The organism is Pseudomonas sp. SWRI99 (assembly GCF_014270125.1).
In the GTDB taxonomy this organism is placed as follows: Bacteria; Pseudomonadota; Gammaproteobacteria; order Pseudomonadales; family Pseudomonadaceae; genus Aquipseudomonas; species Aquipseudomonas hamedanensis.
Map to the genome: position 1 here is coordinate 88163 of NZ_JABWQR010000002.1, position 24205 is coordinate 112367.

Here is a 24205-nt window from a genome sequence, read left to right on the forward strand (position 1 = left end):
GGCATGAAAAAAGGGCTGAATCCAGTCGTGGATCCAGCCCTTTCTTGCCTTGCGTCAACAGGTTTGGCGATTAGCCGAACATGGCGAACGCATCACCGCTGGTGGGCAGGTCATAAACCAGACCGTCGGCTGTCTGAATGTGCTCGATGTTGTTGAACCCGGCGTACCAATCCACCAGCTTCACGCCGTTATCCGGCACGCCGGTGCTGCCGTCGTTTGCGCTGTGCAGATACGCATCATCGCCGATGCGGGTGACGTTGAGCTGGCTGGCATTGGCAACCGTGTTAAGGATCAGGGTGTCATTGATGTCCCAGCCCAGGTCTTGAATGGTCACCAGGCCCGAGGTGTTCACCACGTAAGTGTCGTCGCCATTGCCGCCGTAAGCCGTACCTGCTGACATCGTCCGACCGTCAAGATTGAGGATCAGCGTGTCATTGCCGAAATCACCGGACAACACGTAACCGCTGCCAGTCCCCGTGAGCAAGTCATTACCATCACCGCCGAACGCAGAGCCGCTATCGACTGTAATGGTGTCTTCGCCCTGCTCGCCGTGGGCCACCGTTCCCACATCATGGGCAGCACTGACGATGACATCATCACCATCGCCACCCAGCAACGTGTCGGCTTGCGCAACGTCACTGTAGAGGGCAGATGCCAGACCGCCAAAAAGGTAATCAGCCCCGTCTCCCCCTTCGAGGATATCGTCGCCGTTACCCCCCTCCAGAACGTTGTTACTGCTATCGCCATATAAGGCATCGTTGAACTGACTGCCACGCAAGCCTTCGATGTCGTAATACATATCGCCTTCGGCCGTGCCGTTCTGGCCTATTCTCCACAGCCCGGCGATGACCCCGACGTCACTGTCGCTGTAACTCACAACGTCAGCGCCGGCGCCCCCGAAAAAAACATCCCAGCCCGTGCCACCGTAAAACAGATCATTGCCGACACCACCTTCGATCACGTCGTTGCCAACACTGCCGTAACCGGTGAAATCGGCTGTACCGGTGTAAGTCATTTTTTCGATGAAAGGATCCATCTTCATGACTGACGCGCTGGTGTATAGCTCGTCGTAACCTTCATCCCCTTCATGCTCGATGATAGTTACACCGGCGCTGTTGACTGTGTAGATGTCGCCGCCTCTGCCACCTTCAAACGTCACACCGCCAGAGTTGCCAGTGAAGTGATCGACAAGAATAGTGCCGACCACTTTTTCAATGTTCAGCAATGTATCGCCCTCAGCGTATCCGCCGACGCCGACACCCTTGCCATCGCGCAACTCGATACTGACCGCATCATTGGAACGGGAGTAGTCGACGGCGTCAAAGCCATCGGCGCCATCCATGGCCATTGCACTTTCACCGGCAAACAGCACATCGTCGAAATTCGACCCCTGCACAGCTTCGATACTTGAGTAGGTGTCGCCGAAGGCAATCCCCGTTGCTCCCCAAGTGCTCGACAGCTCAACACTGACGCCTGTGAGACTGTCGGTGTAGCTGACGGTATCGAGACCATCGCCACCGACGAATTGATCGCCGCCGTCCCCGCCCCACAGCCAGTCATTGCCCGCGCCACCGACAATCACGTTGCTCTGGTCATTGCCGTAACCGCTGAAATCCCCCGCGCCGGTGAAGGTCATCTTCTCCAGGAAGTCAGCCATCCCGGTGATGTTAACGCTGGTGCGCAGTTCGTCATATCCACCATAACTTTCTTCAACGATGGTTACACCTGCGCTGGCAACGATGTAAACATCATCACCGTTACTGCCCTCCAGCGTTACACCGGCGACTGAGCTGGCGAGGGTATCGTCGAGGGCACTGCCAATAACTTTTTCAATGCCGAACAACGTATCGACGGACCCGTCCGCCTTGGTCACGAGCGAATGCGCTGCACTCAAATCGACACTGATTCCAGCGGGCATCACTCGGTAGTCAACAGCGTCAAAACCCTCGCCACCGTCGAGCCGATCCGTGCCTGCAGTCCCCCAGATCACGTCGTCCGATTCCAAAGCGTAGACCTCGTCATCACCCTCTGTACCGGATAGATACTCCGCTTCACTCGTTCCGTTTATTACCGCCATTTGCTATTTCCTTGCGTGGTTGTTGAAACCGGGCTTCAGCACGAACAGAGGTCCATCGAGGCGACTCACTCCAGCGACTGAACAAACCAATAAAGAGATATCGACAGGTCGGAAACAAAGCTTGAGCCGCGGGAAAAAATTCCTTCGAATTCAAAATGAATACTTATTTCAGACAAAAAAAAGGCAACCCGGAGGTCGCCTTCTTGTGGATCGATCAGCGGGTCAATTCGCCAACCAGCCATTCTCCCAATACCGCAGGTTATCGCCGCGCAGCACGTAATCGCGCATCACCACTTCACGCAACTCATCGCCCATCCGATAGCTGGCGTCCGGGTCAGCCAGGTGCATGCGAATCGCTTGCAGCCACTCATCCGTGCTATTGGTCTCGACCCGCGTGCACGGCAGGTAGCCTTGATAGGCTTCGGTGTCGGTGCAAATCACCGGATAACCGCAGGCGCCGTATTCCAGCAAACGCAGGTTGCTCTTGCAGTCATTGAAAATGTGGAACTCCAGCGGTGCCAGGGCCAGATCGAGATCCAGGCTGGCCAGTTTGGCTGGATAGACGTCCAGCGCAATCACGCCGTGGAACTCATGCATGTAGGGGCGCAGGTCATCCGGGCACATACCGAAAAACACCCAGTCGACTTCATTGGCCAACTCACGCACGACATCAGCAATCACCGCCAGGTCGCCGTGGTGGCTGGTCCCCCCTCCCCAACCGACGCGAGGTTTTTTCGAAGTACGGCGCTGGCTGCGCAGGCCGGTCCAGAGGTTTTGCGCGAGCATGTTCGGAACCACTCGGATGTCGTGGTGCATGTCGGACAGTGCATTGGCGAGCGGCTGAGTCGACACCACCACGCGGTCGCACAAGCTGATCGCCTGGCGCACCATGCGCTCCATCTCCTGCTTGTTGGGCATGTTGCGGATATGGGCGTTGCGATGGGGCACGTCGATCACATAGTCGTCCAGCTCAAAGATACGCCGGGCGTGGCAAAACTTTTTCAGCGGTGGAATTTCATCGATGGCGCCTTGCGAGTAACGCCCTTGCAACACAATGACGTCAGGCGCCTGACGCTCGATTTCAATGATCGACGGCAAGCCGTAGCGAATGCACCCTTCGGCCCTGTTGGCCGCTTCCAGTTCGATCAGCGGTTGACTCATACGGTAATGGCCAATCGCTGAGGCATTGATCGGCACGGCGAGCACATTGGGCAATTGTGGCCTGGAAAAAGCGGTCCATCCCGTACGCAGGCCCGGCTCAAGGCTGAAGCTTGTCGCGCCGACGCCCTGCAATGACAGATTGACATTGAAGGCCGGATCACGGGCAATGCGCGGCAGCCAGCGCTTGTAAAAGGTCTCCTGCTCATGTAAATGCTGTTGGCCTTCCCCGGCTGTCGCCTCGGCACTCGGTCGTACACCCTGGGCCAGCAAAGCATAGGGCGTCCACACTACCAGGTAACCTTCCTGGCCGATGCGCAGGCACAGATCCACTACGTTCAGCGCCTGTTTCAAATCCTTTTCGTCGAGTCCCGCAACAGACTCGAAAACCGCCTTGCGCACCATCAGACAATCACCGCCGACAGCACTCAAGTCGTGGGCCGCCTGCAGCCGGAACATGTAACCGTCCGATTGCAGCGATTGCCCGTAAAATGGCAGCCCGACCGCCCCTTGCAACCCCAGAATCATGCCGGCGTGCAGCACACACCCATCCGGGTTGAACAATTTGGCGCCGACCACGCCAACCTCCGGGCGCTGCGCATGATTGAGCAGTTCGTCCAGCCAGTCAGCGTGGGTGATTACCGCGAACGTATTGAGCACCAGCACATATTCGCCGCGGGCCTGGGTCACAGCAAAATTATGCAGTGCCGCCATGTTATCGCGCTGCGGGAAATTCACTACGCGGATCCGATCGCCACCCAATTGCGCCATGCCGTCCAGCCATGCTCGAGCCTCCGCGGTTTCACTGCCATTGTCGACCAGCAGCAGCTCGTATTCGGTGTAAACGGTTTTTTCCAGCACGGTTTCGACACAGCGCTGCAAGGCGGCGGTCTGATCCCGGGTGACAACGATGATCGACACCAGCGGGCGCCGGGCATGCCGATAGTCGACACGATTGAGCAATTCGCAACTGCCACGGCGGATTTCATGCTCAATCCCCAAGCGTTGCAGATGCGCTTGCAGCACACGCGGGTTTTGTTCGATGACGCCCGGCTCGGCTAACCATCGCGACAGATCAAATGGCGACTCCAGCAGTACCTCAGCAACATGCCCGACCACCTGCGTACCGTCGTTTTCAACCATGCGCCACAGCATGTCATGAGGTGCCAGCTCGGCAAACGTCGCGTCGAAACCACCCAGTGCCAGAAAGCGTTCGCGCTTGAACGCCAAGGCACGCCCGACATACGGGTAGCTGCGCATGAGATCAAGATTGAAATCCGGTTTGAAAGCGGGCTCGGCTGATTCACCATCGCGCAGACTGCCTTCATCGCTGTACACGCAACTGAGCGATGACGAATGCGCAATCCGGTCAGCCATGACCAGCAACGCTGGTACCACCGGGCGATCACCGGCCTGCAACAGGTAGAACCAGTCGGCCCCTTCCAGCTGCGGCAATAATGCATTGATCTGCGCCAGCCCGTTATCCTGCAGTGGCATGCGGAACACCCGCCCATCCAGCGTCGCCTCGTTACAGGCAGCGGACAGCACCAGAATCAGTTCTGGCGCATAGTCCTGCGCCGCAAGCGCCGCCAGCGTGCGCTCGACCCCATCGCGACTGCCTTGGCCATCAATGATAATCGGCACTATCCGCGGCTGGTGCGGCCAGGCGGCGAGGGTTTCCGGCAGCAACTTGCGCTGCCCTTCGGTGAGACTGCGGCATTGCAGCCAGTGCGCATAGAGTTCGCCGAAGCTCCAGCTATCGATCCCGACACACCACTCCTGGCGACTCTGCTTGGTGCCCAGCGTACGGCTCAGCGGTAGCTCCTCCCAGACCCGCGGCGATTCGTCAGCCTTGGTCAGCGGGACATAGCGAACCCAGCCCGGCGCCGGCGCTGATTCACCGCTGCGCGCCTTGAGCATTTGCAGAATCCACTCACGTTCGACCTCAACCGCGTCCTTCATCGGCTGCTGTGCACTCAAACGCTCCGGATAAAGCCGCTCGGCACTGAGCACAGTGTTCAACATGGCAAGGTTGCCGCGCCGCAACAGGCAGACGTACAGCGCAAAATCCAGGGTCGCGACAAAGCAGTGGCCGTCCTGAGTCAGCGCCGGCAACAGTTCGGCGAGGTCCGCACGACGGAACAGGGCGTTGGTGAAACCACCCAGCACATTGACCGGGAATTTTTCAAAGATGCCCAGCAGATCGTCACCCTTGAACAGACCGCTGGCAGGTGACAGCGAAGTATTTTCCAGGCGCGCCGGCAGAATGATGTCGTCGGCGTCCCAGAACAGCCGCTGAGCCAGCACGAGGCTGACCTCGTCACGCACCATCTCGTGCGCCTGCTGCTCGATGCATGCGGCATAGAGGTGGTCGTCGTCACACAGGAACTTGACCAGCTCGCCCTGCGCCTGATCGAGACATGCCTTGAGGTTGCCGACCATGCCCAGCGTGCGCGGGTTGCGCACATATCGCACGGCAACGCCCGAACGCTCGGCCACAGCCCTGACAATCGCTTCGATCTCATGGCCACGACTGTCGTCGCAAACAATGATTTCGAGTGAAGCGTAAGTCTGGCTGACAGCACTGTTCAGCGTCCGCTCGAAAAAACGCGGATTGAACGCAGGAATGGCAATGCTGACGAGGGGAAGTGAATTCACGGCGGGCTCACAGGCGGTACGAGCCCGCTCGGAAAAGCGAGCCCTGATTACCGCGAAAAAACATTAACTGAGGGACAGCGCAAACGGGCGCTGATGCGCCCGCCCGCCGTCAGATCTTATTGAACAGACCCAACTGGCTGATCTTGCTGAACGCCAGTTGCGCGGCTTGTAGCATGGTTTGTTGCAAGGTCAGGCGGGTCATGACTTCGGCCGGGTCGGAATCGCGGATCGAGCCTTGCGTCGTGGTGTTCGCCATGCTCAGGCTGTCGTTGGTGGTGGCCTGCATGTCCAGCGCCTGGCCGCGGGCACCAATGGTGGTGACCGAGGCGCCGATCTGATTGGCGGCGGCGTCGATGTTGCCCAGACCCGCCTCCATCGCGCCTTGCAGCTTCTGCTTGGCGACCGGATCGCCATCGACAGGGATGTTCAATGCAGTAATCATCTGGCCCAACGTGTCGAGCACGTTTTGAGTCTGGTGATTGTTCGGCTGGATCGAGAACTGATCGCCAGTCGCCGGTGTACCGCCCAGCGCGAAGGTCACACCCGCCGCGGTCGCGTTGCCACCGACCACGGTGCCCGAGGACACCGGCTTGCTGTCAGCCGTCACCGGCGCTGCGTACAGATCGAAATCGGTGGCGCTGGTGAATTTGAGGACTGCGCCACCCTGCGGGAATGCTGCGGTGTAGGCGGCCTGGTCAGTAATGGTCGAGCCGGTAATTACCGAGGCCGAGGTATTGCCAGGGCTGCGCGTGGTGGTGAACGAGTCAGGCGTGCTCGACAGCTGGAAGCTGTGCCCGGCAATGACCGCATCCGGGTTGGTGTCACCGGCCTTCAGGTTGATGTTCAACTTAAGGTCAACGCCACGGAAGCTGACAGTCTGGTTGGCGCCGCTGCTGTTGCTGACCAGGCCGTTCTGACTGGCCTCGGCGGTCACATCGTTGCCCAACGCATCGGTGATTTTAAGTTGGGTGCTGCTGACGAAATCGATGGTATACGGCTGCCCGGCCGTGAACTTGGCATCATAAGTGGCGGCAGTGCCGACAGTGCCGTTGGACAGCACGACACGCCCGTCATCCACAGCTGGAGCGGTCATTTTGGTGTTGGTGCGACCGGTATTGATGGTCTGCTGGAAGGCATCCCAACCGGTGGTATTGGTGCCGACGGTCATGCCATCGCCAATGCCCAGATTGATGGTGGTCTGGTCGCCGTTGTAAGTGAAAGTACCGTCGGCATTTTTCGAGTACGGCGCGGTATCGGTTTTAGAACCTGAGAACAGGTAATTGCCATTGGCATCCTTGGCGTTCATCAGGCCCAGCACTTGTTGCTGGATCTCGCCCATTTCCGAAGCGTAAGCCTGGCGATCCTTGTCGGTGATCGTGCCGTTGTTGGCAGCCAGGGCCAGCTCTTTGGCTCGCGCCAATGCGGTGGTGATCGAGTCCAAAGTGGACTCCTGCACGTTCAACGCACTCTTGGTCGTATCGACATTAGTCTTGTACTGATCGAGCATCGCCGCCTGCTGACCCAGCTGCAGCAAACGCCCGGCACCGATCGGATCATCCGCCGCGGTGTTGATACGCTGCAGGCTGCTCGCCTCGCTGGCGGTGGCAACGGCCTTGTTGAAGTTACGCTGATAGTCCGAAGCTTGCGTTCCGTAATACTGGGCGGTGGAAATGCGCATGAATTACGACTCCTTAAAGGCTGTTGATCAGCGTGGCGAAAGTTTCCTGCGCAGCTTTGATGATCTGCGAAGACGCTGTGTAGTACTGCTGGTATTTGACCAGGTTGCCGGTTTCTTCATCCAGGTTGACCCCGGACAACGAATCGCGCGCGCCTTTGGCGTTATCCAGAATCGCTGTGGTCGCAGCGCTGTCGGATTTACCTTGGGCGGTCTTGGTACCGACGTTGGTCACCAATTTGTTGTAGGCGTCGGTCAGGCTGATGCCCTTGCTCGCCGAACCGGTATCGACTGTCTGCCTGGTCTGCAGGCCGACCAGCGCCTGGGCATTGCGGTTGTCCGAAGACGCCGCGCCGGTCAGGTTCATGGTGAAGGTTTCGCCCGTCTTCGGCGTGCCGCCGACGGTGGTCTGCACGCTGAAGGTTTTCTGCACGTTCGGCGTGACGCTGGTGTCCAGCACCGGGTTGCCGTTGGCATCGACGATGCCGACTTTCAGGTCCAGGGTATTCGATTGGCCAGGCACGATGGTGCCGGTGCCCAGCGTCCCGCCCTTGGCGTCGACCAGGGTGTACGACTGGCTGCCGCCGCTGGCCGCGCCGAAGACCAGTTTGACCGGCGTCGAATTCTTCAGCGCCGCCTGCATGTCAGCCTGGGCGGTCGGGTTGTAGATGTCGATCTTGTCGCTGAGCGTCGGCTGGGTGTAAGTGCCCAGACCATTGGCGCTGGCGACACCGGTCAGCGGACCTGCGGCAGCGATTTTCTTCGGATCGGTGAGTACCGTCTGGATGCTCGCGGCCGCATTGCGGGTCGGAGTGACCTTGAAGGTGTCACCGGCGCTCAAGGCGCCACCCTTGAGGGCCAGGGTGAAACCGTCGATCACCGGCGGAGGATTGGTCGTGGTGCTGAAAGTGCCGAGATCGGTGCCGTCGGAGCGCTTGACGGTGTAGTCGGTGGCGCTGGTGAACGTGACCTGATAATCGCTGGTGGTCAGCTTGCCGGTGTCCTTGATGGTCACATCGAGGTTGCCGGAGCCGGCGCTGTTGCCATCCTGGGCGATGCTGCGCTGACTGATCAGCGCGGCACTGTTGATGTTGTTGAAAATCGCCGCGCCGAAGTCACCGTTCTTGTCGATGCCCTGGGCTTGCTGGCTGTTGATCTGATCGGCAATCACCAAGGCCACACGGCCCAGCTCATTGAGCGACGGGTCGAGGACTTCCTTGCGATAGGTCAGCAGACCGCCGATTTCGCCACCGTTGATTACCGAGGTGATATCGATGGTGCTCGAACCGCGATCCATCTGGATCGACATGCGCGACGGATCGGTTTTGCTGGCGACCATGCTCAGGCTGTTGGTGGTGTTGCCGATGACCAGCGGCTGACCGCTGCCGACATAAATGTCGAAGCTGGTGCCACGCTCCACGACCTGGGCACCGGTCAGCTCCGAGAGCTGGCGCACGGCTTCGTTACGACTGTCGAGCAGGTCGTTCGGCGCCCCACCGCTGGTGGAGATCTCGCCGATTTTCTGGTTCAGGTTGGCAATCGAAGTGGCGAGCTTGTTCACCTGGGCGGTCATGTCGCCGAGGCTGCCATTGATCGTGGTGTTCTGATCGTTCAGCTGTTTGGCGAGGGTGTTGAAACGACTGGTCAGCGCCTGCGCACCGGTCAGCACCGATTGACGGGACGTGTCATCGGTGGCCGACGTCGAGACGCCCTGCATCGACGTGAAGAATTTCTGCAGCACACCGGTCAGGCCGGTGTTGGTGTCGGACAATATGGCGTCCAGCGGCGTGGCCTGCGCCAGGTACGACGCCGCTTCGCTGTTGAGCGAGGTCGCCGTGTGCAGCTGGCTTTCCAGATACGAGTTGTACACCCGGCGCACGTCAGCCAGGGTGGTGCCCGTACCGATGAAAACGGTGCCGTACTGCTGCGACGCTTTGGTGCCCTGTACGGTCTGCTGACGTGAATAACCGGCGGTGTCGACGTTGGCAATGTTGTTGCCTGTCGTAGCCAGAGAGGACTGGCTGGCCGACAGTCCCGACATCCCGATATTGAGCAAACTCATGGTTCAGACCTTATTACCTGGTGCCTTATAAAGGCGTGGTGGAGACACCCGCCGCAGCGTAGTTTTCAAAACTGTTCATCTGCTTGGCAATTTGCGAAATCTTCGTCGCGTAGTTCGGGTCGGTCGCGTAACCGGCCTTTTGCAATTCGCGTACAAACTGTTCTGGGTTATCGGCGGACTTCAGCACTTCTTGATAGCGATTGTTGCTCTGCAACAACGTCACCAGATCGTGGAAGCTGTCCTTGTACGAGGCATAGGAACGGAACTCGGCCGTCTCCTTGACCATCGCGCCATTGCGGAACTCACTGGTGATCGCCCGCGCCGAATCGCCCTTCCAGTTGCTGCTGGCCTTGATGCCGAACAGGTTGTGACTGCTGCTGCCATCCTGGGCGCGCATGACCGATTTGCCCCAGCCGGTTTCCAGCGCGGCCTGGGCCACCAGATAACGTGGATCGACGCCGATACGCTCGGCGGCTTCCTTGGCCATCGGCAGCATGGTGTTGACGAATTGGTCGGCGGAACTGAAAGCCTTTTTCGCCGGCGCCAGCGGAATCTGCGCCATGGCGCGGCCATAAACCTGCATCTGCCCGCCCGCAGCTTTCTGCTCTTCGGCGCGGGCCAGCCAGTCGCCGTTGTACAGCGGTCCGGTGCCGGTTACGGCACTGGTCGCTGCGCGCGAAGGCAGCGCGTTGGTCGGCGCCGTGGTGGCGGTCGTCGGTGCCGACGGCACCAGTCCGGCGAGCAAGCGATCGGCCAGTTTCGGCGGCAGCGCCAGGCGCCGCTGATTGATCAGCGCCATATCATTGCGATGAGAAATATCGGTGTTCGGCGCATTCACCGAGCGTGACGCCCACAATGGACGTTCGCCATTGAGGCGCGACAACGGACCGTTGGTGGCGACGGTGCCAGCGGCAATCGGTGTTGGCACGGCCGCAGCCTTGGCTTTGGCTTCTTCCTGCTTGGCAGCAGAAGCGGCAGCGGCTTCACCCGGCGCCATGGGTTTGTTCTTCGACATCTGGCGCATCAGCACGTCGGCCAGGCCGATACCACCGCCCTCGCGGGACATGGAAACCGCCAGTTGCTGGTCGTACATTTCCTGATACTGCTTGGCCGCCGGGGTGTTGAGCGGATTGTCCTGACCGAGCGCATCGGTGGCCGAACGCATCGACTTGAGCATCTCACCGAGGAACAGCGATTCGAATTCCTGCGCCACTTTGCGCATGTTCGCTTCGCTGTTCTTGTCGCCGACCTTGAGCTGGCTCAGACGATTGAGGTCCGAGTAAGACCCCGAATCGCTGCTGCTGACCAGACCGCTTTTACGTATATCCATGGTGAGCGACCTCAGATCACGATCAGGTCGGCTTGCAACGCGCCGGCCTGTTTCAGTGCTTCGAGAATTGCCATCAAGTCACCTGGCGCTGCGCCGACCTGGTTCACCGCCCGGACGATTTCATCCAGCGTGGTGCCCGGGCCGAACTTGAACATCGGCTTGGCTTCCTGTTCGGCATTCACCCGCGAACGCGGCACGACAGCAGTCTGGCCGTTGGACAGCGGGCCCGGCTGGCTGACAATCGGGTCTTCGGTGATGGTCACGGTCAGGCTGCCGTGGGTGACGGCGGCCGGCGAGACTTTCACGTTCTGGCCGATGACGATGGTGCCGGTGCGCGAGTTGATGATGACTTTCGCCACCGCCTGTCCCGGATCGACTTCGAGGTTTTCCAGGATCGACAGGTAGTCGACGCGCTGGCTCGGATCAAGCGGTGCGGTGACGCGGATCGAACCGCCGTCGATGGCTTGCGCGACACCCGGGCCGAGCATGTCGTTGATCTTGTCGACGATACGTTTGGCGGTGGTGAAGTCGGAACGGTTGAGGTTCAGCGTCAGGCTGTTGCCCTGGTTGAAACCGCTCGGCACCGAGCGCTCCACCGACGCACCGCCGGGAATGCGACCGGCCGAGGGGACGTTGACCGTGATCTTCGAACCGTCACGGCCCTCAGCGTCGAAACCACCGACCACCAGGTTGCCCTGGGCCACGGCATAGACGTTGCCGTCGATGCCCTTGAGCGGGGTCAGCAACAGGGTGCCGCCGCGCAGGCTCTTGGAGTTACCGATCGAGGACACAGTGATATCGACCTGTTGACCCGGCTTGGCGAACGCCGGCAGATCGGCACTGATCGACACCGCCGCGACGTTCTTCAATTGCACGTTGCCAGATCCCGGCGGCACCTTGATGCCGAACTGCGAGAGCATGTTGTTAAAGGTCTGCAGGGTGAACGGGGTCTGCGTCGTCTGGTCACCGGTGCCGTTAAGCCCGACCACCAGGCCGTAGCCGATCAACTGGTTAGAGCGCACGCCGGAAATGCTGGCAATGTCTTTCAGCCGCTCGGCGTGGGCGTTGAAGGCCGCCGACAGGAACAGCGCAGCGACCATAAGGCTCTTGAAATTCAAAGTCGCCACCTAGAAAGGGAACAGCGGGCTGAGGAAGAAACGGTCGAACCAGCCTGGCTGACTCGCATCGGCAAACGCGCCAGTGCCCGAGTAGGTGATGCGTGCATCGGCGACACGGGTCGACGACACGGTGTTGTCGGTGGCGATGTCATCGGCGCGGACCAGACCGGCGATGCGCACCAGTTCGTCACCGGTATTGAGCGTCAACCACTTCTCGCCACGCACGGCGATGATGCCGTTGGGCAAAACGTCAGCCACGGTCACGGTGATCGAACCGGTCAGGCTGTTGCTCTGTCCGGACTTGGCGTCGCCCTTGGTCGAGCGGTCGGCGCTATAGCCGGCGTTCAGGCTCAAGTCACCGCCACCAATCGGGTTGTTGGTGGTCAGGCTGGAGCCGAACAGCGAGGTCAGGCCGACCGAGTTATCGCTGTTCTTGTCCATCTGCGAGTTGGCGTTCTTGCTCGCCTGGGTGCGCTCGTTCAGGGTGATGGTGATGATGTCACCGACGCGGAACGCCTTGCGGTCGCTGTACAGGTTCTGCTCGAAGCCGGCCTGATAGATCGAGCCATTGTTGGCCGCCGCAGGCAACGGCGTGCGCGGCAACACCGGCGCGTAGTAAGGGTCATTGGGCTTGGGCGTCGGAGCGACGCAGCCCGCGAGCGAGACGACCCCACTCAATGCCAGAACAGATACAAAGCGATTCATGACCCTACCTCACGGTGTTGCCGGCGACCCTGCGGTCACCCCAAAGACTTGATTACAGATTCTGCGTTACGAACGAGAGCATCTGGTCGGCGGTGGAGATCACCTTGGAGTTCATCTCGTAAGCGCGTTGGGTGGTGATCATGTTGACCATCTCTTCCACGGTGCTGACGTTGGAGGTTTCCAGGGTGTTCTGCAGCGTGGTACCGAAACCGGCCAGGCCAGGTGTGCCGACTTGCGGCGCGCCGGAAGCCGCGGTTTCCAGGAACAGGTTGTTGCCCACTGCTTGCAGACCGGCCGGGTTGATGAAGTCGGCAGTTTGCAGGTTGCCGATCACTTGCGACGCCGGGTTGCCGGCGATGGTGACGGAAACGGTGCCGTCGCGGCCGACGGTGAAGGTCTGCGCGTCGTTCGGGATAACAATCGCCGGCTCCAGAGCGAAACCGCTGGCGTTGACGATCTGGCCATTGGAGTCGAGGTGGAAAGTACCGTCACGGGTGTAGGACGTGGTGCCGTCCGGCTGCAGAATCTGGAAGAAACCGCGACCGTCGATGGCCATGTCCAGCGGCTGCTCGGTGGTTTGCAGGCTGCCGGCAGTAAAGTTTTTCTGCGTGCCGACAATGCGCACGCCGGTACCCACTTGCAGGCCCGACGGCAATTCGCTGTCCTGGGTCGACTGGGCGCCTGGCTGACGCTTGATCTGATAGAGCAGGTCCTGGAACTCGGCGCGGTCACGTTTGAAACCCGTGGTCGAGACGTTCGCCAGGTTGTTGGAAATGGTGGTCAGGTTGGTGTCCTGGGCGGACAGACCGGTTTTGGCAACCCATAGAGCCGGAAGCATTCGATTCTCCTCGTGCGCCTGTTTTACGGCGCGACGTTCTGATAATTAGCTGATCTGCAAGACCCGAGCCATGGCCTGGTCATCGTCTTTGGCGGTGTTCATCATCTTGACGTGCAACTCGAACTGCTTGGCCAGGGCCAGCACCGAGGTCATTTCTTCCACGGCATTGACGTTGCTCGACTCAAGGAAACCCGAAACCAGTTTGACGTTGGCATCGGCCTGGGCCGGCTGGCCGTCCTTGGTGTAAATCGAACCGTCGAGGCCTTTGTTCATGTTCTTGATGTCCGGGTTGACCAGCTTGATGCGGTCGACTTCGGCCATGACGCGCGGGCCTTCGCCCATCGCCCGGATGCTGATGGTGCCGTCTTCGCCGACTTCGACCTGCTGCTCCGGCGGCACGGCAATCGGTCCGCCATTGCCGATCACCGGCATGCCGTTGCCGGCGCGCAAGACGCCGAGGGCATCAATGTTGAGACTGCCGGTGCGCACGTAGCTTTCGCCACCGTTGGGGTTCTGCACGGCGATAAAACCGTTGCCGGTCACAGCGACATCGAGGTCGCGACCGGTTTCCACCAGCGAGCCTGGCGAGAAGTCAGTGGCCGGCCGTTCGCTCATGGCAAACGCGCGCGCCGGAAAGCTGTCACCAAATACCGGCATCGAACGCGCCTGCTCCAGGTCGCGCTGAAAACCGTTGGTGGAGATGTTCGCCAGGTTGTTGGCATGCGCCCGCTGCGCCAGCGCGTTCTGGCTGGCGCCGGTCATTGCCACATAAAGGTACTTGTCCACGCTCTTTCCTCTGCATGCCGGACGTTTGCCGCCCACTGCTGTACTGCTGAGCCATAAGCAATTTGCAGACCAACTTTTTATTGGCGGACGAAGACCCGGTAAACAGGGGACTTGAGGGGGTTATCGGGAGAATCGGGTATGTAGCGAAGACGAAAAACCGGCGGTGTCATGCCGCTGCGCGGCAACCGGTTTTTTCGAGTCGGCAAAGAACCTGTGGCGAGGGAGCTTGCTCCCGCTCGACTGCGAAGCAGGCGTAAACCCGGCGAGCGTGGTGTGTCTCACTCGACTGGTTGAATGGATATAGGGGCTGCTGCGCAACCCAGCGGGAGCAAGCTCCCTCGCCACATGGGCTACTCCGACGATTCTTTACCGACCTCATACTCACGCAGCTTGTTGGCGATGGTGGTGTGCGAAACGCCGAGCCGCTTACCCAACTGGCGACTGCTCGGATGCTCGGAATACAGGCGCTCCAGCACCGCTTTTTCGAAGCGCCCGACGATCTCGTCCAGGCCACCCTCCAGCGAAAAATCGCCAAGCGGCTGACGCACGCCGTAATCCGGCAGACGAATATGCTCAACCTTGACCGTACCGCCCTCGCACAGCGACACCGCTTGAAACAGCACGTTCTCCAATTGCCGCACGTTGCCCGGCCAGTGGTAATGGCTAAGGCGATCCATCGCCGCCGGGGCGAGTTTCGGCAACGGACAACCGATCTGCCGGCTGGCCTGATCAAGAAAGTGTTCGACCAGCGGCGTCAATCCGTCGAGGCACTCGCGCAGCGGCGGGATGTGCAGCGACAAGACGTTCAGGCGGTGGTACAGGTCCTGGCGAAACTCGCCGCGCGCGCACAATTCAGACAAATCCACTTGGGTTGCGCAGATCACCCGCACATCCAGATAAACCTCTTCGTCGCTGCCGACGCGGCGGAAGCAACCGTCCTGCAAAAAGCGCAGCAGCTTCACCTGCAAGCGCGGGCTCATCTCGCCGACACCGTCGAGAAACAGCGTGCCGCCTGCGGTCAATTCCAGCAGGCCAAGTTTGCCTTCGGCACGCGCGCCTTCGAAAGCCCCGGGGCCGTAGCCGAACAATTCGGTCTCGGCCATCGATTCCGGCAGCCCTGCACAGTTGAGCGCCATCAACGGCGACTGCCCGCGCGGACTCGCCAGGTGGCAGGCGCGCGCCAGCAATTCCTTGCCGGTGCCGGTTTCGCCTTCAATCAATAACGGCGCATCCAGTGGTGCCATGCGCCGCGCTTCACGGACCACGGCAGCCATGACTTTGGAACTCTGAAAGATGCTGTCGAAGCCACGCAGTTCCTGCTTGCGCACGTTATAGATGCGCTCGCCGACGCGGTCGGCGCGGTGCAGGGTCAGAACGGCGCCGGCCATGGCCTCGCTGTCATCATGCTCCGATTGCAACGGCGCGATGTCGGCAAGAAAGACGTCGCCCTTGATCTTGACCCGCATGCCGTTGATCCGCGACTTGTTCGCGCGCACCAACTCCGGCAAGTCGAAATCCTCGGCGTAGCGCGATAGCGGAATCCCCGGCACCTCATCGACGCGTACTCCAAGCAACTGCGCCGCGGCACGGTTGGCCGCGACAATCGAGCCGCCCATGTCGATCGACAGCACCGGAAACTCCAGCGCCCCAAGCAACGCGTTCAACTCCATGTGCCGACGCTCGCTGGGCATCAGCCCGACGCGCTTGACGCCAAACACCCCGGCAATCGCCTCGAACTTGGGGCGCAGCGCCTGGAACTGGATGTTGATCAGGTTCGGGCAATGCAGATAGATCGCGTTGCCATGCTCGCCGCCAACCTCGCCGCGCGCGACGTTGATGCCGTACGCCACCAGCAGGTTGAGGATGTCGCGCAGGATGCCGATGCGGTTCTGGCAGTGGACTTTGATGCGCATAAAAACACCTGAATGAACGACGGAGAACCTGTAGGAGTGAGCCTGCTCGCGATAGCGGTATATCAGTCACATCATTTTTAGCTGGCCCACCGCTATCGCGAGCAGGCTCACTCCTACAAGAGATTGGTGCACGACTTTCTGTCGAGGCACGCAGATAGCTGTCAAGATTATGTGACAGCACTAGCCCTTTTCAAACCTGCCAATCACTGCAAATACGCATTAGCCGACAAAGCGTAACGATAACTTTACGAAATTAGCCGAATTTTCCTACATGACTGCGTTTAAACGTGCTGCATCTCCTGCCACTCTCGGGTAATCCTTGAGCCATCGCTGGACATAACAAAAACGAATTCCCCTAGCAGGAGAGCAGCATGAAGCAGACGCAATACGTGGCCCGCGAGCCCGATGCGCAAGGTTTTATCGACTACCCCGCCGAAGAACACGCGGTGTGGAACACGCTGATCACTCGCCAGTTGAAAGTGATCGAGGGCCGTGCGTGCCAGGAATACCTGGACGGTATCGAAAAACTCGGTCTGCCCCACGACCGCATCCCGCAGCTCGGCGAGATCAATAAAGTGCTCGGCGAGACCACCGGCTGGCAGGTCGCCCGGGTGCCGGCGCTGATTCCCTTCCAGACCTTTTTTGAACTGCTCGCCAGCAAGCAATTTCCGGTGGCGACTTTCATTCGCACCCGCGAAGAACTGGACTATCTGCAAGAGCCGGATATTTTCCACGAGATCTTCGGCCACTGCCCGCTGCTGACCAACCCGTGGTTCGCTGAATTCACCCACACCTACGGCAAACTCGGCCTGCAAGCGACCAAGGAAGAGCGCGTGTACCTGGCGCGGCTGTACTGGATGACCATCGAATTCGGCTTGGTCGACACCCCGCAAGGCAAGCGCATTTACGGTGGCGGAATTCTGTCCTCGCCGAAAGAAACCGTTTATTGCCTGTCGGACGAGCCTGAGCATCAAGCTTTCGATCCGCTGGAAGCCATGCGCACGCCCTATCGCATCGACATCCTGCAACCGCTGTACTTTGTCCTGCCGAACCTCAAGCGCCTGTTCGACGTCGCTCATGAAGACATCATGGCCATGGTCCGTCAGGGCATGCAGTTGGGCTTGCACGCGCCGAAATTTCCGCCGAAACCCAAAGCCGCCTGAACCGCGACTTTTGCTGACAATTGCGTCTGTCCGGGGCCGCCACTTTGCTTTAGCGTGACGGCATTGACGGCACACGCGCTTTAATAAAAAACACACTCGATTTCAGGAATACACCATGTCCACTTTGAACCAAGCCCACTGCGAAGCCTGCCGCGCCGATGCGCCACAAGTCAGCGACGAAGAACTGCCGATCCTGATCAAGCAGATCCCTGACTGGAACATCGAAGTGCGCGACGGCATCATGCAGCTGGAAAAAGTCTTCCTGTTCAAGAATTTCAAGCACGCGCTGGCCTTCACCAATGCCGTCGGCGAGATCTCCGAGGCCGAAGGTCACCACCCGGGCCTGCTGACCGAATGGGGCAAAGTCACCGTGACCTGGTGGAGCCATTCGATCAAAGGCCTGCACCGCAACGACTTCATCATGGCCGCGCGCACTGACGAAGTGGCCAAGACCGCAGAAGGACGCAAGTAATGCACTTCGACGCCATCGCCCGGGTGCCCGGCGACCCGATCCTCGGCTTGATGGAGGCGTATGCGCAGGACAGCAATCCGCGCAAGTTCGACCTCGGCGTTGGCGTCTACAAGGATGCCCAGGGCCTGACGCCGATCCCTGAAGCGGTGAAAATCGCCGAAGGGCGGCTGGTCGAAAGCCAGGACACCAAAACCTACATCGGTGGCCACGGCAACCCGCTGTTCGGCAAAGTCATCAACGAGCTGGTGCTGGGCGCCGACTCGCCACTGATCAGCGAACAACGCGTCGGCGCCACCCAGACGCCGGGCGGCACCGGTGCGTTGCGTCTGGCTGCGGACTTCATCGCCCAATGCCTGCCGGGCAAGGGCGTGTGGTTGAGCAACCCGACCTGGCCGATCCACGAAACCATTTTCGCTGCCGCCGAAGTCAAGGTCAGTCACTACCCGTACGTCGGCAGCGACAACCGCCTCGATGTCGAAGCCATGCTCGCCGTGCTCAAGGAAGTGCCCAAGGGTGACGTGGTGCTGCTGCATGCCTGCTGCCACAACCCGACCGGTTTTGACCTGAGCCATGACGACTGGAAGCGGGTGCTCGAAGTGGTGCGCAGCCGTAATCTGCTGCCGCTGATCGACTTTGCCTATCAGGGCTTTGGCGATGGCCTGGAGCAGGACGCGTGGTCGACACGCTTGTTTGCCGCTGAAATCCCGGAGGTGCTGATCACCAGTTCCTGCTCGAAGAACTTCGGCCTCTATCGCGACCGCACCGGTGCGCTGATCGTCTGTGCAAAAAGCGCCGACAAGCTTATCGACATCCGCAGCCAACTGGCCAACATCGCCCGCAACCTGTGGTCGACGCCGCCGGATCACGGCGCGGCGGTAGTCGCGACCATCCTCGCCGATCCAGAGCTGAAAGCGCGCTGGGCCGATGAGGTGGAAGCCATGCGCTTGCGTATCGCGCAGTTGCGCAGCGGTCTGGTCGAAGCGCTGGAACCGCATGGTTTGCGTGAGCGTTTTGCGCACATTGGCGTACAGCGTGGGATGTTTTCTTACACCGGGCTGTCACCAGATCAAGTGAAAAACCTGCGTGAGCGGCACAGCGTGTACATGGTCAGCTCTGGCCGGGCAAACGTCGCCGGCATCGACGCCACCCGCCTCGCATTACTGGCCGACGCCATCGCTGACGCCTGTAAATAAACCCTCCGCCCGACTGATCGTTCCCACGCTCCGCGTGGGAATGCAGCCCGGGACGCTCCGCGTCCCAACAGCGGACGCAAAGCGTCCATTGAGGCATTCCCACGCGGAGCGTGGGAATGCCTCAATGGTGAACCCGCCTCCCTGCGGCCATCTGTCGCATTATTTTGAATTAAAAGTCTGATTGTCATTTTTCCTGCTGTATCCTGCGCAGGCTTTGTAAAAGCGCGGAGCACCTGATCTATCAACAGACTTAGCGAGGAGCGCGACCATGCACGAGATTCCTAATCTCCCCTTCCCAAGCCTGCACGTACCTGAGCAGACGACCCCGCAACACGCCGGCGCCCAACAGCCCGAGCCGCAAGAAGCCGCTGACAGCCGCAACGCCGACAGCGAAGAGTAAAGTCCCCGCCGTACAGACCGTGTGGAAAGCGCTAAGATGCGCTTTCCACACTGCCTGAAGCCGAGCCCGCCATGACCGATGAATTTTCTGCAAGCCAAGCTGCCGTGCTGATCGGCGCCACCGAGAAAATGATCGAGATCTGGAATCGCCTTCCCCCTGAGAAACAGGCCGCCCTGCTCGAACGTTTCGGCAGCGAAGAAAACGCCCTCGCCGCTCTCGTCACCACGCAATTGGTCGCCCCGGCGTAATCCTGAAACGGCCGCCCCGGCAAATAGTTTTACTTTTCCCCGCCCCTGATCGTTTCACGCCGGTATCATGAGCAGCCTATCTAATCTGCTGCTCCCGTGGATCGTTACCCATGTCGCCCTCTATATCCGAACCCCAGCGCCCCTTCGCGGTTACGCTGCAAGTGGTTTCCATCGTCCTCTTCACCTTTATCGGTTACCTGAACATCGGCATTCCGCTCGCCGTGTTGCCGGGCTATGTGCACAGCGACCTGGGCTTTGGCGCAGTGATCGCCGGGCTGGTGATCAGCGTGCAATACCTCGCCACCCTGCTCAGCCGTCCGTATGCCGGCAAGATCATCGACAACCAGGGCAGTAAACGGGCGGTGATGATCGGCCTCGCCGGATGCGGCTTGAGCGGTGTGTTCATGCTGATTTCGGCGTGGACGCACAGCCTGCCGATGCTCAGCCTGATCAGCCTGCTGATCGGCCGACTTGTGCTGGGCAGCGCGGAAAGTCTGGTCGGTTCCGGCTCGATTGGCTGGGGCATCGGCCGTGTCGGCGCGGCGAACACGGCCAAGGTGATTTCCTGGAACGGCATCGCCAGTTATGGCGCGCTGGCGATCGGCGCGCCGTTTGGCGTGTGGCTGGTCAGCCGGCTGGGCCTGTGGAGCATGGGCGTAAGCATCATCCTCCTCGCCCTGCTCGGCCTGGCGCTGGCGTGGCCGAAGATGGCAGCGCCGATCGTCTCCGGTGAACGCCTGCCCTTCATGCATGTGCTCGGCAAAGTCTTTCCCCACGGCTGCGGACTGGCGCTGGGCTCGATCGGTTTCGGCACCATCGCCACCTTCATCACCCTGTATTACGCCACGCAGCATTGGGACAATGCGGTGCTGTGCCTGAGCCTGTTCGGCGCCAGCTTCATCGGTGCACGGCTGTTGTTCGGCAATCTGATCAACCGCCTCGGCGGCTTTCGCGTGGCGATCGCATGCCTGTCGGTGGAAACCCTGGGCCTGTTGCTGCTGTGGATTGCACCGGACGCTAATTGGGCCTTGGCCGGCGCGGCGCTGAGTGGCTTCGGCTTCTCGCTGGTGTTCCCGGCGCTGGGCGTAGAGGCGGTGAATCTGGTGCCTGCTTCCAGCCGCGGTGCGGCGGTCGGTGCCTATTCACTGTTCATTGATTTGTCGCTGGGGATCACTGGGCCGTTGGCCGGGGCGATTGCGGCGGGGTTCGGTTTTGCCTCGATCTTTTTGTTTGCCGCTCTTGCGGCCCTGAGCGGTCTAGCGTTGAGCGTGTATCTGTACAAGCACACGGCGAAGTATCGCGAGGATTAGAAGTCGACCTTGCCGCGCCCGGCCTTGATACTGCCGCGCTTGGTTTTCGATTCGAGGCGACGCTTCTTCGAGCCGAGGGTCGGCTTGGTCGGGCGGCGCTTCTTTTCAACTTTGGTGGCGCTTTGAATCAACTCGACCAACCGCTCCAGCGCATCGGCTCGATTGGCTTCCTGCGTGCGGTATTGCTGGGCCTTGATGATCAGTACGCCGTCGCTGGTGATGCGACTGTCGCGCAACGCCAACAGGCGCTCCTTGTAGAACTCCGGCAACGACGAGTTGGGGATGTCGAAGCGCAGGTGCATGGCGCTGGAGACCTTGTTGACGTTCTGCCCACCGGCGCCTTGCGCGCGAATGGCCGTCAGTTCGATCTCGGCATCGGGCAGATGCACGTTGTTGGAAATCACCAGCATGGAAAAGCGTCCGTGTTCAGAGGGTGCAGGATAACCTGAAACAGCGCTGAAGCATGACGCAGATCCCCTGTAGGAGTGAGCCTGCTCGCGATAGCGGTATATCAGGTTCATATTTATTGACTGACACACCGCTATCGCGAGCAGGCTCACTCCTACAGGGGATTTGTGTGAGGCTGGAAATGACAAACCCGGCACGCTGGCCGGGTTTGTCGTTTCTGCCTGCGAGGTTATTTCGCCGTCGCCGGCACCACCGGCTGCACACTGCGTTTGTTCTTGACCACGTAGCAGACCCACATGAACACGACCCACACCGGAATCGCGTACACCGAGATCTGAATCCCCGGGATCAGCAACATTACGCCGAGGATGAACGCAACGAACGCCAGGCAGATGTAGTTGCCGTATGGGTACCACAGCGCCTTGAACAGCGGCGTCTGCTTCGTCTTGTTCATGTGCTGGCGGAACTTGAAGTGCGAGTAGCTGATCATCGCCCAGTTGATCACCAGCGTTGCAACCACCAGCGACATCAGCAGTTCCAGTGCGTGCTGCGGGATCAGGTAGTTGAGCAGCACCGCCACCAGCGTCACCGCCGCCGAAGCCAGGATCGACCGCACCGGCACGCCGCGCTTGTCGATCTTCGCCAGGCCTTTCGGCGCGTCACCCTGTTCGGCCATGCCCAGCAGCATGCGGCTGTTGCAGTAGGTGCCGCTGTTGTACACCGACAGCGCCGCGGTCAACACAACGAAATTGAGGATGTGCGCGGCGGTGTTGCTGCCGAGCATCGAGAACACCTGCACGAACGGGCTGCCGCTGTAGGAGTCGCCGGACGCATTGAGGGTTTCCAGCAGGCTGTCCCACGGAGTCAGCGACAGCAAGATCACCAGCGCGCCGATGTAGAAAATCAGGATGCGGTAGATCACCTGGTTGATCGCTTTCGGGATCACAGTCTTCGGCTTGTCGGCTTCGGCAGCAGTGAAACCGAGCATTTCCAGACCACCGAAGGAAAACATGATGATCGCCATGGCCATCACCAGACCGCTCACTCCGTTCGGGAAGAAACCGCCGTGGGACCACAGGTTGCTGACCGACGCTTGCGGGCCGCCGTGGCCGCTGACCAGCAAGTAGCTGCCCAGGGCAATCATGCCGACGATGGCGACGACCTTGATGATCGCGAACCAGAATTCGGCTTCACCGAAGACCTTGACGTTGGCCAGGTTGATCGCGTTGATCAGCACGAAGAATGCCGCTGCGGAGGCCCAGGTCGGAATGTCCGGTGCCCAGTAATGGATGTATTTGCCGACCGCGGTCAGCTCCGACATGCCCACCAGAATGTACAGAATCCAGCAGTTCCAGCCCGACAGGAAACCGGCGAAACCGCCCCAGTACTTGTGCGCGAAATGGCTGAAGGAGCCGGCCACCGGCTCTTCGACGATCATCTCGCCCAACTGGCGCATGATCATGAAGGCGATGAAGCCGCAGATGGCGTAGCCAAGGATCATCGACGGACCGGCGGATTTCAGCACGCCGGCAGATCCCAGGAACAGGCCGGTACCGATCGCGCCACCAAGGGCGATCAGTTGAATGTGGCGATTTTTCAGGCCGCGCTTAAGCTCGCCTGATTGCGAGGGTTGTCCACTCATGAAAAAGGTCTCACGCAAGGTTTGATGATGTTCAGTAGACGTTGCTGCAAGGTTGCGATTTCAAGCAGCCCCGATCAAACCCCAGCGCAGGCACCAGGAGTTCAGCTCATTTACAACGGTCATGCGTCACCTGTTTGTTTTTATCTGTGACGAAATCGAACCCGACACGCTTGTGGCGCGGCGGAGTGAACAAGGCGGATAGCCTTGAGATTGGCGCGATTACGCAGAGGGTCACAGTTAAAACGCGGCGCATTGTACACCGCTAACCCCCTGCTGCCAGACCCCGCTGGATCAGCGTGGCGGTTGCCGGGATTGCGTGTATCCGCCTCGAGACACTCGGGCGGCTGCAAAAATTGAGTCAGGCCTTTGCAGGCCATCGGCGTGGACGAGGAAAAAACCGTCCCACGGGGAGAAGTGGAATTCAGTCGCGGCGTTCATTGCGCCTCCTTCTTGTTATGCGCCTGCACGACAGGCATGGGGCGCATCACACCCTGCCCGAGCGCGGGAAACAAGCGCGCCAGAGCCTTGCGTGACGCCTGCACTGGCGGGTTTCGGAAGATTTTCCTTACAGCCTTGCAGGAGCAGACAAATGCCAGCCGCTACCGGGCAATTTCGTCACGTTTTCTTTACGAGGCGTAACGTAAAATTTCCGAATCAGAAATTTCCGAAGGATGTCTGCATATTGACGGTAGCTAGCTTGCTATCGAAGCCAGCGGCTTAGTTTTTTGTTTTCAAATAAGAAAATTCATCCTGAAAAACAGAACAAAAAGTCTATTTAAAAATTAAATGGATAAAATTTTGCATTAACAAAAAGCCTCAACTAGGTTTTTCACGTCTCACCGGCCACCTCGACCGGTCAGTCATAAACCGTGAAAGTCATCTAGGAGATCGACCATGCAAGCACTGGAAAAAGACTTGGATACCGAACTGCAACTGGACGAATGGTTTGAAGCACCGACCCATGAGGCCGCCGTGGAAATGATGCAAGCCGACGCGGTGGTTCCGTTCGGCACGGCGATGTGGCCTCTGTAACACATCCCCGGGCAGGC

19 protein-coding genes are annotated in these 24205 nt (G+C 59.8%); 7 read left to right on the top strand and 12 right to left on the bottom strand.

All coding sequences use genetic code 11. The features are described 5' to 3' along the window. Positions 1-70: 70 nt before the first annotated feature. The 10 genes from HU743_RS02045 to HU743_RS02090 all read right to left on the bottom strand — a co-directional run bounded on the left by HU743_RS02045 (position 71) and on the right by HU743_RS02090 (position 16320). The gene (locus HU743_RS02045) at positions 71-2077 is read right to left on the bottom strand and encodes a calcium-binding protein (protein ID WP_186646589.1); all 2007 of its coding nucleotides are present in this window, start codon (positions 2075-2077) and stop codon (positions 71-73) included. Between the two features lie 222 nt (positions 2078-2299). Then, positions 2300-5893, bottom strand: coding sequence for a glycosyltransferase (locus tag HU743_RS02050; RefSeq protein WP_186646591.1), 3594 nt, complete (start codon positions 5891-5893; stop codon positions 2300-2302). 109 nt (positions 5894-6002) lie between these two features. Beyond that, positions 6003-7571 carry a flagellar hook-associated protein 3 gene (locus HU743_RS02055; protein WP_186550764.1) on the bottom strand — a complete coding sequence of 523 codons (1569 nt, stop codon included), beginning with the start codon at positions 7569-7571 and terminating at the stop codon, positions 6003-6005. A 13-nt stretch (positions 7572-7584) separates the two neighbouring features. Continuing rightward, complete coding sequence (gene flgK, locus HU743_RS02060) at positions 7585-9630, bottom strand: flagellar hook-associated protein FlgK (protein WP_186646593.1); 2046 nt, start codon at positions 9628-9630, stop codon at positions 7585-7587. Positions 9631-9655: 25 nt separating this feature from the next. Continuing rightward, positions 9656-10960, bottom strand: coding sequence for a flagellar assembly peptidoglycan hydrolase FlgJ (gene flgJ, locus HU743_RS02065; RefSeq protein WP_186646596.1), 1305 nt, complete (start codon positions 10958-10960; stop codon positions 9656-9658). Positions 10961-10971: 11 nt separating this feature from the next. After that, positions 10972-12060 carry a flagellar basal body P-ring protein FlgI gene (locus HU743_RS02070; RefSeq protein WP_225922843.1) on the bottom strand — a complete coding sequence of 363 codons (1089 nt, stop codon included), beginning with the start codon at positions 12058-12060 and terminating at the stop codon, positions 10972-10974. A gap of 27 nt (positions 12061-12087) precedes the next feature. Then, positions 12088-12783, bottom strand: a complete 696-nt coding sequence (gene flgH / locus HU743_RS02075; RefSeq protein ID WP_186550772.1) for a flagellar basal body L-ring protein FlgH — start codon at positions 12781-12783, stop codon at positions 12088-12090. Between the two features lie 52 nt (positions 12784-12835). Next, positions 12836-13621, bottom strand: a complete 786-nt coding sequence (gene flgG / locus HU743_RS02080) for a flagellar basal-body rod protein FlgG (protein WP_186550774.1) — start codon at positions 13619-13621, stop codon at positions 12836-12838. A gap of 45 nt (positions 13622-13666) precedes the next feature. Beyond that, complete coding sequence (locus HU743_RS02085) at positions 13667-14407, bottom strand: flagellar basal body rod protein FlgF (protein ID WP_186550776.1); 741 nt, start codon at positions 14405-14407, stop codon at positions 13667-13669. Between the two features lie 350 nt (positions 14408-14757). Further along, positions 14758-16320, bottom strand: coding sequence for a sigma-54-dependent transcriptional regulator (locus HU743_RS02090; protein WP_186646598.1), 1563 nt, complete (start codon positions 16318-16320; stop codon positions 14758-14760). Positions 16321-16691: 371 nt separating this feature from the next. Between HU743_RS02090 and phhA the strand changes: the two genes are divergently transcribed. The 6 genes from phhA to HU743_RS02115 all read left to right on the top strand — a co-directional run bounded on the left by phhA (position 16692) and on the right by HU743_RS02115 (position 21106). Then, on the top strand, positions 16692-17483 hold the full coding sequence (phhA, locus tag HU743_RS02095) for a phenylalanine 4-monooxygenase (RefSeq protein ID WP_186550780.1): 792 nt from the start codon (positions 16692-16694) through the stop codon (positions 17481-17483). Positions 17484-17598: 115 nt separating this feature from the next. Continuing rightward, a complete protein-coding gene (locus HU743_RS02100) occupies positions 17599-17955 on the top strand; it encodes a 4a-hydroxytetrahydrobiopterin dehydratase (RefSeq protein WP_016771115.1) in 357 nt (118 codons plus the stop codon). Next, complete coding sequence (locus tag HU743_RS02105) at positions 17955-19148, top strand: amino acid aminotransferase (RefSeq protein ID WP_186646604.1); 1194 nt, start codon at positions 17955-17957, stop codon at positions 19146-19148. The genes HU743_RS02100 and HU743_RS02105 overlap by 1 nt, the downstream gene beginning before the upstream one ends. Positions 19149-19416: 268 nt before the next feature. Continuing rightward, positions 19417-19548: a hypothetical protein gene (locus tag HU743_RS27335; RefSeq protein ID WP_264082146.1), complete on the top strand. Its 132-nt coding sequence runs from the start codon at positions 19417-19419 to the stop codon at positions 19546-19548. Positions 19549-19619: 71 nt separating this feature from the next. Further along, the gene (locus tag HU743_RS02110; protein WP_186646605.1) at positions 19620-19796 is read left to right on the top strand and encodes a hypothetical protein; all 177 of its coding nucleotides are present in this window, start codon (positions 19620-19622) and stop codon (positions 19794-19796) included. Positions 19797-19906: 110 nt separating this feature from the next. Next, positions 19907-21106 (top strand): MFS transporter, encoded by a 1200-nt coding sequence (locus tag HU743_RS02115; protein WP_186646606.1) that lies wholly within the window; start codon positions 19907-19909, stop codon positions 21104-21106. Here HU743_RS02115 and arfB read toward each other — a convergent pair. Together arfB and HU743_RS02125 are read right to left on the bottom strand one after the other, a co-directional pair. Then, a complete protein-coding gene (arfB, locus tag HU743_RS02120) occupies positions 21103-21516 on the bottom strand; it encodes an alternative ribosome rescue aminoacyl-tRNA hydrolase ArfB (RefSeq protein WP_186646607.1) in 414 nt (137 codons plus the stop codon). The two genes, HU743_RS02115 and arfB, sit on opposite strands and share 4 nt — an antisense overlap. A gap of 227 nt (positions 21517-21743) precedes the next feature. Continuing rightward, positions 21744-23156: an amino acid permease gene (locus tag HU743_RS02125; protein WP_186621750.1), complete on the bottom strand. Its 1413-nt coding sequence runs from the start codon at positions 23154-23156 to the stop codon at positions 21744-21746. Positions 23157-24050: 894 nt separating this feature from the next. Here HU743_RS02125 and HU743_RS02130 point away from each other — a divergent pair. Then, on the top strand, positions 24051-24188 hold the full coding sequence (locus HU743_RS02130) for a hypothetical protein (RefSeq protein ID WP_003222780.1): 138 nt from the start codon (positions 24051-24053) through the stop codon (positions 24186-24188). Positions 24189-24205: the final 17 nt, after the last annotated feature.